The sequence below is a fragment of the Devosia sp. MC532 genome (genome assembly GCF_016461625.1).
Lineage (GTDB): Bacteria > Pseudomonadota > Alphaproteobacteria > Rhizobiales > Devosiaceae > Devosia.
The window spans coordinates 218,345-233,935 of record NZ_JAEMNZ010000005.1 but is presented as its reverse complement, the minus strand read 5'-3'; the positions used below and the strand labels follow the sequence as shown (position 1 = coordinate 233,935).

Below are 15,591 nucleotides of genomic sequence, written 5' to 3'. Positions count from 1 at the left end.
GCCTAAGCGCAGTTGTGATCACGAAGCAAGGATCGTTTGGTATTCAGTAAGACTTTCGGCGTGAAATCACCTTCGTACTGGGGTGTTTGTTATGCGTTATACTGACTTCGTGAATAGGCGCGAGTGGACCGAGAACGGCCAATTTGTCGCTGCTAATCGGCTTATCGGCATAGAAGAGGTTTTTGCCGAAGCGCGGCGTCGCAAAGCGGTACTGAATATCGAGCAATGGCAGATGGAAGAATATGTCTCGGGCAATCCGATGCCCATGCGGGTGCAGCGGCAGTGCAAGGAGATTGATCTCGCGGCGACTGCACTTTCGCGCATGTCGCCCATTCCGAGTGATTTTGCCGACAATGTCTATTGGCCGCCGAGCTGGTGATCAGGCCGGTTGCGGCGTTGCCAAATCGTCATTGGTTGACTTAGGCGGGAACACCAGAGCCAGCAGAGCTGCGCCAATACCCACAGCAGCCGAGGCGATATAGAGCCAGTGGTAGCTGCCATAGGTGTCGTAGAGATACCCGCCGCCGACCGGGCCGAAAGCCATGCCTATAGAGGAGGTCATGGTTATGCCGCCTAGCACGGTGCCCATAACTTTGGGGCCGAAATAGTCGCGCGCCAGAACGGAATAGAGCGGCATCACGCCGCCGTAGACGAGTCCGAGAACGACGGCCAGCATGTAGAAGTGCTGCAGCTCGGTGACGTAAATATAGCAATAGATGCCGATCGCTTGCAGCGCTAGCCCGCCGACGATAACGCGACGAACGCCGAGCTTGTCTCCCATGAGGCCAAAAAGAACGCGCCCGCCAAGCCCGGCCAGGCCCTCAACACTATAGATGCTTGCCGCCGCTAAAGGCGTCGCGCCGCACAATATGGCGTAGCTCACCGTGTGAAAGATCGGGCCAGAATGAGCGGCGCAGCAAAGAAAGAACACGCCCGCCAGAATGATGAACTGCGGCGTGCGGAAGATTTCGCCAATACGGCTGGGTTCTTTTGCAGCCGGAGCAATGTCGCTGCTCGATGGTTGCAACTGCACGTGCGGTGCGCTGCGGATGAGAAATCCTAAGGGAATGATGACGGCCACGGCGGTTAGACCGATGACGGCCATCGACTGCCGCCAGCCAATGGCTTCTATCAATATGGTGGCGAGCGGCGTCATGGTCATGGGGGCAACGCCTGCGCCCAAGGTAACGAGCGAAACGGCAAGGCTACGGTTTTTGTCGAACCAGCCCAATGTGGTGGCGATCAAGGGCGCAAAGAATGCGCCACCCGCAGCCCCCACAAGTCCGCCGTAAGCGAATTGAAAGACGAGTAGATTTTCTGTGCGGCTGGCGATGAAGAGGCCAAGTCCGAGAATGACAGCAGCGGTGACGATAACGGGTCTAGCGCCAATGCGATCGGTGATGGTGCCCCAGACAAAGCCAGCGATGCCCATGACGATAAAGCCAACAGTCATCGCGCCGGAAATACCCGCTCGAGACCAGCCGGTTTCGTCTGCCATAGGCTGAAGGTAGACGGGCAGGGCGAACATGGCACCCATTGCGAGGCAGGTAATCACGGCCCCCGCCGCAACGACGACCCAACCGTAGTGACGTTCCATTTCTGCCCCTCCCAGAAGCTTTCTGGCGCCTGCGGCGATCAAGCGCTCGTTATTTGGGCCTGTCTAGCGTGTGAATGAGAAGAATTTTGCTTCCCTTTGTGGCGCAGGACCCGCACTAAGGGGGCAATTCATTATTGGTCAGGTCGATGGCGCGTCTTATACTCCTCAACAAGCCCTATGGGGTGCTTACCCAATTCACCAATGGCGACGGGGAGCAGACCCTATCCGACTTCGTGGACGTGCCCGATGTCTATGCGGCTGGTCGCCTCGATAAGGATAGCGAAGGGCTGCTGATCTTGACCGACAGCGGCACGATGCATGCCCAAATCTCCTCGCCGAAGTTCAAAAAAGAAAAGACCTATCTGGTGCAGGTCGAGGGCAACCCGAGTGACGACGTGCTGCGTAAGCTGGCGCGCGGGGTTGAACTCAATGACGGCAAGACCCGTCCGGCCAAGGTCGAGCGGATTGATCCGCCAGAGCTTTGGGAGCGCAATCCGCCCGTTCGTTTCCGTAAAAGTGTGCCCGATACTTGGTTGAAGCTGACCATTACCGAGGGACGCAACCGTCAGGTCCGTCGCATGACGGCAGCTATCGGCTTCCCAACCCTGCGTTTGGTGCGCTGGGCTATTGGCGATTGGACGGTGGACGGACTGGCGCCGGGCGAATGGCGCGATGCGCCGATGCCCGAAGGTTTTGTTGAGCGCGAGCGTGCGCCACGGACGGAAGGCGCCGGTCGTCCGGCAGGGGGCGGCTTCAAGCGCCCGGAAGGCCGTAAGTTTGAAGGCAAGAAACCGGCTCGCGCTGGCGGCGCGCGTTTTGACGATGGTGAGGCGAAGCGCCCAACTGGTGGTGCGCGTGCTTTGCAGGACAAGCGCAATTCGCCGACACGTTTGGCAGAACGCCGGGCCGAAGGCTCGCGTCGCGCCGAGCGCCTTGCGGCAGGCAAAGTCGGCAAGGGCGGTGGCAAGCTTGGCTTTAAGGATGCAGGGAAGCCAGCGGGCAAGCCCAGTGCAGGGCGTGTTGCAGCAGGTAAGCCGGTCGGCGGCAAGCCCACTGCGGGTCGCCCAACGTCTGGCCGCCCGACCCCGGGCAAGCCAGCGGCTCGTCCGGGGGCAGATCGACGGGGCGGCCCAAGCCAACCCCGTCCATCAAAGCGCTAATTAGTCTTTCTTGACCGGTGCCCAGGCACCGGTCTTTTCACTTTCGAAGATAGCGTCGAGGATGTGCATCGAGCGGATCGCGTCTTCAACGCCATAGGGCAGGGTGCCTTCTCCCAAAGCCGCCAAGGCGAAGGCCTGGGCCATTTCCGTATACTGGTCACAGGCCGGCATGATCTCACGGCGGGCCAGCGAGCCATCAAGCGCCTTGCCCTCGTCGACCAAAACAGCTGTTGGCGTATCGGCTGGCGCATTGAACGGAATGATCAGTTCGACGCGGCCCTTAGTGCCCAGAAGTTCAAGCGATTGATTGGGCGCCAGCTGGGTTGAGACGAGGAAGGTAAGCTGACGACCATTGCCGAAATCGGCAATGACGGACGCCTGACGGTCTGTGCCGAAATTGGCGTCGCGATCCACGAGGGATACTACCCGTAGTGGTTCGCTCTCGAAGAAGAAGCGACCGCCCGTGATGGGGTAGCACCCTATATCTAGTAGGCCTCCGCCACCGATGTCGGCCTTGTTGCGGACGTTGTTTGGGTCGGCATTGTAATAGGTGAAGACCGAGCGAACGGCGCGCACTTCGCCCAATTCGCCCGAGCGCATGATTTCGCGGGCGCGGAGCCATTGCTTATGGAAGCGCACCATGAAGGCTTCCAAGATGAGTCGGTCTGGACGCGCCGTACGCAGGCGCTTTGCGTCTTCAGCAGTGATCGCAACCGGCTTTTCGCAGAGCACATGCTTGCCCGCTGCGTTGGCGGCGAGCGTCATCTCGACATGCAGGTGATTGGGCAGCGGATTGTAAATTGCGTCGATATCTGGGGAGCTTATGAGCTCTTCATAGGACCCAAAAGCCTTAGGAATGCCCAGTTTATTGGCCGCGCGCTGCGCTTGCTCCAGATTTCGGGACCCAATGGCGACGACTTCGGAATGCGCCGACTTCATGATCGCGGGGGTGACTTTTTGCATGCCGATGTTGGCTGTGGAGAGAATCCCCCAGCGAAGTTTGCGCGTATTCCCCATAGTTCATCCCCTCAAAATGTATCGCTATACGGCAGCTTATCGAGACAGTTTTGGTATACATCAAGAGCGATGTTTTTGCTTCACGGTGGCAAGAGCCGAGGGCTTCCGGGTGTTTCACGGAACCGCGATTCGAACGGGTCCGATCACGAAATGCCGTCAAGCCCGAATTAGCCCTTGTCGTGTGCGAAGAACGGTTGAAGCGCCGGCGTATCGGCATACTATATATAGCGTCTGAGACACTCCTGCTCGCCTAGAGTTGGAGTGAGGGAAGGACGGTAAGCTGACTATTCAGACCTACCGAAATTCCGCAACTGTAAGCGTTGAGTTTGCGTCGCGTTTGTCACCGAGCCGTGAGGTTGGGGAGGACAAATTCGGGCGCAAATTTGGATGCGGGTTGAGATCGCTTAGGCGCCAATTGTCCACCGGCGGGGGCTGGGGCGGAATAGGGCGATGACGATCTCGCCGAGCTGCTCACTACCCGTCATACAACCTGTCGAGGTTTATCGATGAGCATTACAGTTTACAGCAAGCCAGCATGTGTACAGTGCACCGCGACCACGCGTGCGTTGGACCGTAAGGGTCTTGATTACACTATCGTCGACATCTCAGAAGATGCAGATGCCTACGCTCGCGTTGAACAGATGGGCTACCGTCAGGTTCCAGTCGTGGTAGCTGGTGATCAGCACTGGGCTGGTTTCCGTCCGGATATGATCGGCGCTCTCGCTTAAGCCGCGCCCCGGGCATGGCTTCTCTCGTCTACTATTCCAGTACTTCGGAAAACACTCACCGCTTCGTCGTCAAGCTCGGTTTACCAAGCGTACGATTGCCGGTGGATGCCGCGAGCGACCCACCCGTGGTGAGCGAGCCCTTCGTACTGGTGCTGCCGACATACGGCAGCGGGGACGGGAAGGGGGCTGTGCCAAAACCGGTGATCCGGTTTCTCAATGTGGCCAGTAATCGTGGCCTTATCCGTGGCGTGATCGGCGCGGGGAATACGAACTTTGGTACGGGTTATTGTTTGGCGGGCGATATCGTCTCGCAGAAATGCTCCGTACCGCTCCTCTATCGTTTCGAATTGCTCGGAACGGATGAGGATGTCGCCAACGTCATACAGGGACTCGAACGGTTTTGGACCAGCTCACACTAGAACGTCCGTCGCAGGCGCAAGATCAGTCGCTGGATTACCATGCGCTGAACGCCATGCTGAACCTCTATGACGAAGAGGGCCACATTCAGTTCGATAAGGACCGTCAAGCGGCGCATCAGTTCTTCTTGCAGCATGTGAACCAGAACACCGTGTTCTTCCACAATCTGCGCGAGAAGCTGACCTATCTGTGCGAAGAGGGCTACTACGAGCAGGAAGTGCTCGATCAGTACGCGTTCAACTTCGTGCGCGATCTGTTCGACCACGCCTTCGACAAGAAGTTCCGTTTCCCGACCTTCCTCGGCGCGTTCAAATATTACACCAGCTATACGCTCAAGACCTTCGACGGTAAGCGCTATCTCGAGCGCTACGAAGATCGCGTTTGCATGGTGGCGCTGGCCCTGGCGCGCGGCGATGAAAAGCTGGCGACGTCGCTGGTTGATGAAATCATCTCCGGCCGTTTCCAGCCAGCAACCCCAACTTTCCTCAATGCTGGCAAGAAGCAGCGCGGCGAACTCGTGTCGTGCTTCCTGCTACGCGTTGAAGACAATATGGAATCCATCGGTCGCTCGATCAATTCGGCGCTGCAGCTCTCGAAGCGCGGCGGCGGGGTAGCACTGAGCCTCACGAACATTCGTGAGATGGGCGCGCCGATCAAGCATATCGAAAACCAGTCTTCGGGCGTGCTGCCCGTGATGAAGCTGCTCGAAGACAGCTTCTCCTATGCAAACCAGCTCGGTGCGCGTCAGGGCGCGGGCGCAGTGTATCTGCACGCCCACCACCCAGACATCATGCGCTTCCTCGACACCAAGCGCGAAAATGCGGACGAAAAGGTCCGTATCAAGACGCTGTCGCTGGGCGTGGTTATTCCCGATATTACCTTCGAGCTCGCGCGCGACAACGAAGATATGTATCTCTTCTCGCCTTATGACGTGGAACGCGTCTATGGCGTGCCGTTCACCGAAATCTCGGTCACTGAAAAGTACCGCGAAATGGTGGCCGACAAGCGCATTCGCAAGAAGAAGATCAAGGCTCGTGAATTCTTCCAGGTGATCGCCGAAATTCAGTTTGAATCCGGCTATCCGTACATCATGTACGAAGACACGGTGAACAAGGCGAATCCGATTGCCGGTCGCATCACCATGTCGAACCTGTGCTCGGAAATTCTGCAGGTGAGCGACGCTTCGGTGTTCAACGAAGACCTGTCCTATGAGCACATGGGCAAGGACATTTCGTGCAACCTCGGTTCGCTAAACATTGCTGCGGCAATGGATTCTCCGGACTTTGGCACCACGATTGAAACCGCGATCCGTGGCCTCTCGGCTGTGTCGGACATGAGCAATATCAGCTCGGTACCATCGGTTGCCAAGGGCAATGCTGAAAGCCACGCCATCGGCCTTGGCCAGATGAACCTGCACGGCTATCTGGCTCGTGAGCGCATTTTCTACGGTTCGGAAGAGGGTGTGGATTTCACCAATATCTACTTCTACACCGTGACCTATCACGCCATTCGCGCGTCCAACCAGATTGCGACCGAGCGGAACGAAACCTTCAAGGGTTTTGAGAACTCGAAATATGCTTCGGGTGAGTACTTTACCAAGTACACGACCCAGGAATGGACCCCTGCGACCGAACGTGTGGCAAAGCTCTTTGAAGATGCTGGTATTCACATTCCGACCCAGGAAGACTGGAAGGATCTGGAAGCTAAGGTGCGTCTGACCGGCCTTTATAACCAGAACCTGCAGGCCGTTCCGCCAACGGGATCAATCTCTTACATCAATCACTCGACCTCCTCGATCCACCCGATCGTGTCCAAGATTGAAATCCGTAAGGAAGGTAAGATTGGTCGCGTGTACTACCCGGCTGCGTTCATGACGAACGACAACCTTGAGTACTATCAGGACGCCTATGAAATCGGCCCTGAGAAGATCATCGACACCTATGCTGCCGCAACGCAGCACGTCGATCAGGGCCTGTCGTTGACGCTCTTCTTCCGCGATACCGCGACCACTCGCGATATCAACAAGGCGCAGATCTATGCGTGGAAAAAGGGCATTAAAACAATCTATTACATCCGCCTGCGTCAGCTGGCGCTAGAAGGCACGGAGGTGCAGGGTTGCGTCTCCTGCGCGCTCTGACCGGGATTTTAGAACAATGAACGTACCATTCCGCCCCATCGTTGCTGCCCGTGCGATCAACTGGAACCGTATTCAGGACGAGAAGGACCTTGAGGTCTGGAACCGCTTGACCTCGAACTTCTGGCTCCCGGAAAAAGTGCCGCTTTCCAATGACATACCGTCTTGGGCGACGCTGACCCCGCATGAGCAGAAGCTGACGATCCGCGTGTTCACGGGCCTGACCCTGCTCGACACCATCCAGAATGGTGTTGGCTCGATCCGCCTGATGGGCGATGCGCAGACCCAGCATGAAGAAGCTGTTCTGTCGAACATCTCCTTCATGGAGGCGGTGCACGCACGTTCGTATTCGTCAATCTTTTCAACGCTCTGCTCGACGCCAGACGTTGACGATGCCTATCGTTGGTCTGAAGAAAACCAGTTCCTGCAGCACAAGGCCAAGCTGATCCTTGATCAGTATGAGAGCGGGGATAGCCTCAAGAAGAAGGTCGCTTCGGTCTTCCTCGAAAGCTTCCTGTTCTACTCGGGCTTCTATCTGCCGATGTTCTGGTCGAGCCGCGCCAAGCTGACCAATACGGCCGACTTGATCCGCCTTATCATCCGCGACGAAGCGGTGCATGGCTATTATATCGGCTACAAATTCCAGCGCGAAATCGAAACGCTGTCGGCTGAAAAGAAGCAGGAAATCAAGGATTTCGCCTATGATCTTCTGCTTGAGCTTTACGACAACGAAATCCGCTACACCGAAGAACTCTATGACGACGTTGGGCTTTCCGAAGACGTCAAGAAGTTCCTCCACTACAACGCGAACAAGGCGCTGATGAACCTCGGCTACGAGGCTCTGTTCCCGCCCGAAGCGTGCCAGGTCAACGCGGCTATCCTGTCGGCGCTATCGCCCAACGCGGACGAGAACCACGACTTCTTCTCGGGCTCGGGTTCGAGCTACGTCATCGGCAAGGCCGTCGCCACCGAAGACGAAGACTGGGAATTTTAAGACCTGCTCATACAGCAGAGAGAAAGGGCGGGCTTCGGTCCGCTTTTTTTTGGCCAATTATGGGCATATGGCTGGCATTGTTTGGCCTCTGGCTTGGCGCCGTATGGGCGCGGCCGGGCCTTAGGGCGTGCGAAGTTCTTGATATTTCACTGAGGTTTCCGCGATGAGCGTGGCTTTTACAAAAGAAGACAGTGCTGAAACGGCATCGGAAACCATGCTGCCGGATCGTCCGATCCCGGATGGTCCCAATCTGGTGACGGCAGCGGGGCTGGAGGCGCTGGAGGCGCAACTGCTGGCGGCCAAACACGCTTATGACACGGCGATGGTGGTGGAGGATATCAATGAGCGTCGTCGGCAAGCGGCGTCGCCTTATCGGGACATTCGCTATTATTCAGAACGCATTCGCACGGCACAGGTGGTGGAAAATTCCGCAGACCGCTCTGTCGTGGCCTTCGGTACGACAGTGACTTTTGAGCGCGCAGACGGCCGCGTGCAGACCTATCGCATTGTTGGCGAGGACGAGGCGGACCCAAAGGCGGGCACGATCTCGTTCAGCTCACCCATTGCGCGGGCGCTGATGGGGAAGGGGGAAGGCGATGTGGCGAGCGTGGCTGGGGGTGAGGTGGAGATACTGCGCATTGGGTGAGGATTTTTGGTGAGGCAGCATGAGGTGGCAGCTGGCGACCCCATTTCGGCCACGGATGTGGCCGCCTCACATGCCCAAAAGCAGACACCCGTACCCCCGGCCGACAAAGGAAATAAACCTAGGAGGTGGGATCACTCGGAATAGTTGGCAAGTTGTGTGCTGACACTTCGGACTTGTTCGATGACCGTGGCCCCTCAAGCTAATATCATCCCTAAAGCGGTTGTCACATCAGAGATGCCCTCTATGGCCTGCCGTCTACTCCGGCGGCAGGCCCAACCGCAACATTCAAGCTTGGTGCTAGTTTGCACCAAATGACAATGCTTGCGACGGCCTGCGCTAAGTAACCGGCAACACATCTACCGCTTGCCGAAGTATGGAGGTTTGCAGCAAAATTGAAGAAATAGAATGTTGGCGATTCGTGTTGGGTACGATGATCTCGAAAATTCATATCGAAAATATCCGAGGTTTTGAGAATGTGGATCTGACAGTTGCTCTTCGCCCGAATCTCACCAACATCATTGTTGCTCCAAATGGATTTGGAAAAAGTAGCATTTCGACGGCGTTTAACTGCGCTAAAGGCAAACAGCTAACTGTTGACGAAAAAGATAAGCACAAGAAGAGCAGCGATAACCCTTCGTGCCTGTCAATTGTGCATGATGGAAAAACGTTACATGCAAGTTCAAAATTAAACGATATATCAGATATTTTTGATATTCACGTAATCAAGTCGAATATTGAGCCTAAGGCGAAATTGCCAAGAATAAATGGTTTCACAATTGCGAAGCCATACTTAGAGATTCCTTCGCTTGACCTAGGGGCGGCATCCGTCAGGGAAAAGATAAATTTCGATATAAATAAGTATAAGACGCTATTCGGCGCGAACTGCAAAGTTGTCCCCAACCTCTCTACAAGCTGTGACGACGAGCTTCTTAGAAGTGAGTTGTTGAGCGCGATCGACTCCATCGATAAACTTAAGCAGAAAAAATCGTCTGACTTTTTCGAAGCGCTGATCCAGAAGGTGAAGGGTCTAGTTGGGACAAAAGCATCAATTAGCGACGCAGTGTCGGCCGTATACGCTTCGAAAATTGACGAACTGCCGCATCTCAAAGCTGTCTTTGATGTAGTGAGCAAGCACAGGCGCGGGAAGAGCACATGGCTTGATTGTACGCTCTTGTGTTACATACTAATGGACTTGAGCGTATCAGACAGGCAGAATCTGAAGAAATGGTTACAGTACGCTGTTTATTCCAGGCGTTTGAAATCTCTTAGAGATTTTATCGAAGACATCAATGGAGCTTGGGTAACTGCTGAAATTAAAGAAACAAAAGGCCGCGTCCTAGTCAATTTTCCTGACGCTTCCTCGCTGTCGAACGGGCAGCGCGACCTTTTGTACTTCGGTTGCAATTTGCTACGTACACGGGAGACAACTAGCTCGAAGCCCTGCATCCTATTGATCGATGAAGTCTTCGATTATCTTGATGATGCTAACATCGTTGTTGCACAGTATTTTCTAAGTAAGTTAATCGATGCATATCGAAAAGAAGGGGGACAAATTTACGTGTGCCTCCTAACTCACTTAGATCCTATGTATTTCAAGGGATATGCGCTTAAGCGCCAGCAGACCGTATACCTCGGAGACGCAACGCAAAAAACTACTGAAACTATGCGGAAGATTATCATGTGTAGAGAGGATCAGTGTTGGGCGGCAGATCTGTCAAAACACTTCCTTCATTATCACCCGATCGACCGAGATATCTCAGGGGTATTCAACACGACGTACGGACTGCCGAAGAAGCACGGCAAGAGTCATGGTTTCTACAACTTTTTGAAAGAAGAATGGGAGAAGTGCCTTGTAGGCGGTGCGAGTTACGATCCTTTCGCAGTATGTGCCTACGTTCGAGTGCAAATCGAGCAGTGCGCTTACTCTAAAATCCCCACTGAGCCGGAACGGCAAAAGTTTTTGCTCGAGTGTAATGGTACTGCAAGCAAACTTGCGTTTGCCGAGTGCATAGGTATTCCAGTCCCAGAGGCATGCCATCTGCTAGGAGTGGTATACAACGAAGCCATGCATCAAAAGGGCGCAATCGATCAGTCTTCTACTATCGCTCTAAAACTCCGAAATTTAGGGCTTCAGGGCATTATGAAGCAGGCGATCAATTGGTAGAACTGAACAGAATGGTTCAGCTAACGCCGCTGCAGCCTAATTACGAAATCAGCTTAGCTGTTCTGCGGCCCTAAAACTCAAACTTGACTGGCTGCTGTCGACACCGCCGTCTACATACATGTGCGCCGAACGTCGGTAATCTTCCGCCGGCAGCCAAAAGCTGTGTGTCCGCTTCCCCCCCTCAAGACATGTCGCTTTTACAAACGGAGTATTCTGCACGCAGGAGGGCTCGGCGGTGCGGGCGAGAGTGTCCGTGTGCTTGATGATGATCCAATGGAAAGTGCAGAGCCTCGCGGTAGGCCCCGGGGTGGCGGGGCTGGTGTGCGCCGCCCCCACCCTCAGTCCCTCCCCGGAAGGGGGAGGGAGGCGAAGGGGTTATGCGGCAGTGGAAGGCGGGGCTTTTGAGTGTGGGCATTTCGCGTCGTCATCACCCGGCTTGTCCGGGTGATCCAGAGTATGGCCAGCGTTGGGCTGGATTGCCCGATCAAGTCGGGCAATGACGGGGTGCGGGCGCTGGACCTGTTTTTGCGGAGCGTACCCCCACCCAGCCTCCCCCAAACTTGGGGAAGGGGCTGGGCCGGTGATTGCGGCAGCGGAACGGAGGCCCTCGCTTGCGCGAGGGAGACGGGGTGGTGATCGGGCACGGAGCCGAGACTTCGGGGCGGGTCTGAGGGTGGCGGGGCCAACGACCACAAGATCTTCGACATGACCAGCGGCACTGGCATTATCTAAGGTGGTCTCGCGGAGGATAGCATCCATCACAACAATGATGGTGTGAACGAGATCCTCGATTCCGGCGGCAGCCAGGATATCCTGTTCTTCAACGTCGCAAGCGTTTCTGACCTAGCGTTCCATCACAATGGAAACGCCCTGATCATTGCGGACGCCGCAGATACCCTATTCGAAAATTATGCCAGCCAGACGGACTAGTTCATCTCGGTGGACCATATCGAAGTGTTCTTGGCCAACGATAAATCGAACATGTTCTTTTTGAAAATTATAGTGGTACGAAGATATTCTTTCGCGCCACTTCAACTACTTCGATGAAATTCAATGTCCGTGAGTAACTGAATTTTAAATTTTTCTACTGAACCTTGTCTTTTACACGTCAAGCTACCTTAGAGACCAAGATGGTCCATGCCATGTCCAGTCGCATCGCCGCCGGTCTTGAGGCGCGCAGGGACGCTGACCTGCGGGTGGCTGAACTCAAGGTCATATCGGAAGCCATCGGAGGTACAGCCTCCGTCACAAGCGAAGACCCAGCGGTGATAAAGGGGATCACCCCGCGCGAAGACATGATTTCGCGGGCAATGAAGGGATCGGAAGAGGAATATCAACGGACGCTCCGTTTTCTTCAATCCCGCCTTGAGTCTGAATATACAACCGGGTTCATCGATCCGCCGGAGTTAAAAAACTACGAAGGCGCCAAGACCTATGCCGAGGTGGTCGTGAACAACAAGGTGGTGGCCACCGTGGATAATCAAGGTGCTGTTAGGGCTGACGACTCCATGAAAGGGTTACTACAAGGCAAGCTCATAAATGACGTGAACGGGACCAATGGTCCGGACCTGGCTCAGGCAAGAGCCGATCAGATCGCCGAAATGCTCGGCGGAAAAGTCGCGAGGGCCGATACGGCCATAACACAGCAAAAATTCGCGGCTCTTGCCCCGCCACCCCAGCGAGAATTTATTGTTGACCGGATCGGAATGGAGGCCGATCCGCGCTATATGGATATACAAACACTGATCCAGAAGCGTGAAGAGTATCTAGGGCAGAAATGACAGGCACAAGCGGATGCTTCTCTATCCGCAACGCTGTCTCTAAGTCGAATGCAACTCAGAAATATCTCGATCGCGGGAGACCAAGATGGTCGATGCCCTTTCCAATCGTATTAGCGCCGGTCTTGAGGCGCGCAGAACGGCTGAAATGTTTGTAGCCGGCATGCGGGCTGCGTCTGAAGCTGGCAACACCTCCAAAAACGCGCCATCAACAATTGAGCGGCGCGAGCCCGCTGACCTAAAGATTACCCTTCCCGAGGATGTGGCAGAAAGGGTAGCGAAGAATCGGGCTCTTTCTAAGCTGCGCGAAACCGATAGGGGCGCCTGGCTTGATGAACTTGCCAAGCGGCCATCCATTCCAGGTGTCGCCGACCGTCTGCCACCCGCCTATGACGGGGAAATGACCCGCTTCGACAACCACGTCTCCAAGGTCTATTCGGAAATCAAGATCGACGGCAAAGTGGTCGCTCGCTTCTACAATGGCGGGGGTGCGGAATACGCCGATGACTATGCTTTTCTGGCAAAGGACGTAGGCACCGAGTCAATCGTTGGCCCAGACCTTGCAGAACAGAGAATGGCGAAGGCCAAGTCTGCACTGGAAGCCCGCGGGATCGTGGTCACGGACAGCCAGAATGCTCCCCTGGCGGAAATCGTAAAAAACGCCGGTAAGTCTGTCGCTGAGATGTTGAAGGCCAGCACCGCACAGACCCAAAGCGAATGGCTTGAGTTCACAGCGAAAGAAGGCGCAATCCCCGGTCAACTGCTTTCGCGCACCGCATAGAGGCCGCGCCGCAGAGACGCCCACGAAGTGACGCCAGCCTCTCTATCGGATGTTCGATCCGCGGCGCGGCCAGTCCATTCTCTGTACGGTCCGTCTCATCATGCTCCGCGAGATAGCGCGCGATGCTCTCCGGCCAGTGGTCGAGGCGCTCGGAGTTGCTGGGAGGAGGCGCGTCGTTCTGGAAGCTCGTCGGTTAGGTCGACGGCGGCTTTTGCTGCAGGGCCGTCCGAAACCTGCCCGTCTCTTTTCCCTCCTGCAAGACGTGTCACTTTTACAAACGGAGTGTTCTGCACGCAGGAGGGCTTGGCGGTGCGGGCGAGAGCGTCCGTGTGCTTGATGATGGTCCAATGGAAAGTGCAGAAGCCCGAGGGTGGCCGTAGGGTGACGGGGTGTGGCGCACGCCGACCCCCACCCTCAGTCCCTCACCGCAAGGGGGACGGAGGCGAAGGGGCTATGCGGCAGGGGAAGGCGGGGCTTTTGAGTGTTGGCTTTTTGCGTCGTCATCACCCGGCTTGACCCGGTGATCCAGAGTATGGCCAGCGTTGGGCCGGATTGCCCGGTTAAGTCGGTCAATGACGGGGCAGTGGTGTTCGTTCGTTGCGCTGGTGTATGCGGAAGCGAAACAGAAGCCCTCGCTTTGGCGAGGGTGACAGGCTGACTTGCGAGGCGTACCCCCACCCAGCCTCCCCCTGGAAGGGGGAGGAGTTGGCCCTGTGGTGTGGCGAGCTATTGCTCAGACAACGGCCGTTGCTCTTCTGAGCACTCTCTCTCCCGTCGTCATCACCCGGCTTGTCCGGGTGATCTAGACTGGCTCTGCATCGTACTGGATTGCCCGATTAAGTCGGGCAATAACGGTGGGGAGGGCGCTGGGCCTGTTTTGCGGAGCGTTACCCCCACCCAGCCTCCCCCTGTAAGGGGGAGGAGTTGGCGCTGTGGTGGGGCGCGGAGCTTAAGGCACCTGTGCGCCTTTGGCGTTGACGAAGATTGCGTAGACCGAGGTCGTGGCCGTGATGAAGAGCTGATTGCCGCGCGGGCCGCCGAAGGTGAGGTTGGACACGGTCTCGGGGATGTTGATGCGCCCTAAAAGCGTACCGTCGGGGGCGTAGCAGTGCACGGCGTTGCCGCCGCTGGTCCAGACATTGCCAAAAGTGTCGGTGCGCAGGCCGTCGGGAATACCGAATTTCAAATCGCAGAATTTGCGGCCATTGGCCAAAAGGCGGCCGTCGATGACGTCAAAGACGGTGATGCGGCGCGGGACGTTTTCGTCGTGGCTGGAGCCGCTATCGGCAACATAAAGCAGTTTTTCGTCGGGTGAGAAGGCGAGGCCATTGGGCTGGGAGAAGTCGCCGGAAACTGATTGTAACTCGCCTGATGGATCAAGGCGGAAGACATTGTGTTTGGCCTGCTCTGGAGTGGCCATGAAGCCTTCATAGTCCGAGAGAATGCCGTAGGTCGGGTCGGTGAACCAGACGCTGCCACTGGAATGAACGACAAGGTCATTGGGCGAGTTGAGGCGCTTGCCCTCAAAACTGTCGGCCAGCGTGGTGATGGTGCCGTCATGCTCGGTGCGGGTGACGCTGCGCGTGCCGTGGTGGCAGGAGAGCAGGCGGCCAGAGCGATCTCTGGTGTTGCCGTTGGAGTAGTGGCTATCGGCGCGGAACACATGGGTGCCGACATCGGGGATGTAGCGCAGCATCCGATGGTTTGGGATGTCGCTCCACAGGAGATAATTGCCATCTTTGAACCAGACCGGGCCTTCGGCCCAGCGACAGCCGGTGTAGATTGTTTCGAGCTTGGCATTGCCCAAAATTAGCCCTGAGAAGCGCGTATCTACGACAGTGTAGAGGCCTTGTTCTGTCATTCGTGTCTCCTCCGGAATCCTCAATCTCTTCTTCTGATCATGACAGAGATTTGGGCAGATGGAAGAGGCAGGACAGAGGGGCTGAACTGGCGTCACACTTGAAAAATTTAAAGATTCTCTGCGGTCGTGCTGTGTTGAACTGGTCTCAAAGCGGCGAAATCAGAAGAATGATTATTTTTTGAGGACGATTGGAAGAAAAGCGGACTTGGCTCCGTATACAAAGCATGCGTTGCAAGCTTTGTATGTGTTTCATCTTGGCGCCTGCTATCGAAAGATAACCCTCCCGAATCCGGGGGAATGGGGCTACGTGGGTT

At 55.9% G+C, this 15,591-nt stretch carries 13 protein-coding genes; 10 read left to right on the top strand and 3 right to left on the bottom strand.

The genetic code is table 11. The features are described 5' to 3' along the window. The first annotated feature begins 91 nt into the window (after positions 1-91). Positions 92-379 carry a hypothetical protein gene (locus JHC09_RS08765; RefSeq protein ID WP_199531629.1) on the top strand — a complete coding sequence of 96 codons (288 nt, stop codon included), beginning with the start codon at positions 92-94 and terminating at the stop codon, positions 377-379. Here the strand turns inward: JHC09_RS08765 and JHC09_RS08760 are convergent, their stop codons facing one another. Further along, a complete protein-coding gene (locus JHC09_RS08760) occupies positions 380-1,597 on the bottom strand; it encodes an MFS transporter (protein WP_199531628.1) in 1,218 nt (405 codons plus the stop codon). A gap of 146 nt (positions 1,598-1,743) precedes the next feature. Between JHC09_RS08760 and JHC09_RS08755 the strand changes: the two genes are divergently transcribed. Then, the gene (locus JHC09_RS08755; RefSeq protein WP_199531627.1) at positions 1,744-2,757 is read left to right on the top strand and encodes a pseudouridine synthase; all 1,014 of its coding nucleotides are present in this window, start codon (positions 1,744-1,746) and stop codon (positions 2,755-2,757) included. Here the strand turns inward: JHC09_RS08755 and JHC09_RS08750 are convergent, their stop codons facing one another. Continuing rightward, entirely contained in the window at positions 2,758-3,774 is a 1,017-nt protein-coding gene (locus JHC09_RS08750) for a Gfo/Idh/MocA family oxidoreductase (protein ID WP_199531626.1), read from the bottom strand. Between the two features lie 506 nt (positions 3,775-4,280). Between JHC09_RS08750 and nrdH the strand changes: the two genes are divergently transcribed. The 8 genes from nrdH (at position 4,281) to JHC09_RS08710 (ending at position 13,416) form a co-directional block, all read left to right on the top strand. Continuing rightward, positions 4,281-4,502: a glutaredoxin-like protein NrdH gene (nrdH, locus tag JHC09_RS08745; RefSeq protein ID WP_169196367.1), complete on the top strand. Its 222-nt coding sequence runs from the start codon at positions 4,281-4,283 to the stop codon at positions 4,500-4,502. A 14-nt stretch (positions 4,503-4,516) separates the two neighbouring features. Next, complete coding sequence (gene nrdI, locus JHC09_RS08740) at positions 4,517-4,921, top strand: class Ib ribonucleoside-diphosphate reductase assembly flavoprotein NrdI (RefSeq protein WP_169196368.1); 405 nt, start codon at positions 4,517-4,519, stop codon at positions 4,919-4,921. Next, complete coding sequence (gene nrdE, locus JHC09_RS08735) at positions 4,903-7,056, top strand: class 1b ribonucleoside-diphosphate reductase subunit alpha (protein WP_169196369.1); 2,154 nt, start codon at positions 4,903-4,905, stop codon at positions 7,054-7,056. The genes nrdI and nrdE overlap by 19 nt, the downstream gene beginning before the upstream one ends. 16 nt (positions 7,057-7,072) lie before the next feature. Next, the gene (nrdF, locus tag JHC09_RS08730) at positions 7,073-8,047 is read left to right on the top strand and encodes a class 1b ribonucleoside-diphosphate reductase subunit beta (protein ID WP_169196370.1); all 975 of its coding nucleotides are present in this window, start codon (positions 7,073-7,075) and stop codon (positions 8,045-8,047) included. A 163-nt stretch (positions 8,048-8,210) separates the two neighbouring features. Further along, the gene (gene greA, locus JHC09_RS08725; protein ID WP_199531625.1) at positions 8,211-8,693 is read left to right on the top strand and encodes a transcription elongation factor GreA; all 483 of its coding nucleotides are present in this window, start codon (positions 8,211-8,213) and stop codon (positions 8,691-8,693) included. A 430-nt stretch (positions 8,694-9,123) separates the two neighbouring features. Next, positions 9,124-10,857 carry an ATP-binding protein gene (locus JHC09_RS08720; RefSeq protein WP_248308946.1) on the top strand — a complete coding sequence of 578 codons (1,734 nt, stop codon included), beginning with the start codon at positions 9,124-9,126 and terminating at the stop codon, positions 10,855-10,857. 1,142 nt (positions 10,858-11,999) lie between these two features. Continuing rightward, complete coding sequence (locus JHC09_RS08715) at positions 12,000-12,638, top strand: hypothetical protein (RefSeq protein ID WP_199531623.1); 639 nt, start codon at positions 12,000-12,002, stop codon at positions 12,636-12,638. 85 nt (positions 12,639-12,723) lie between these two features. Beyond that, positions 12,724-13,416 (top strand): hypothetical protein, encoded by a 693-nt coding sequence (locus tag JHC09_RS08710; RefSeq protein WP_199531622.1) that lies wholly within the window; start codon positions 12,724-12,726, stop codon positions 13,414-13,416. Between the two features lie 949 nt (positions 13,417-14,365). Here the strand turns inward: JHC09_RS08710 and JHC09_RS08705 are convergent. After that, on the bottom strand, positions 14,366-15,277 hold the full coding sequence (locus JHC09_RS08705) for an SMP-30/gluconolactonase/LRE family protein (protein ID WP_199531621.1): 912 nt from the start codon (positions 15,275-15,277) through the stop codon (positions 14,366-14,368). Positions 15,278-15,591 lie beyond the last annotated feature (314 nt).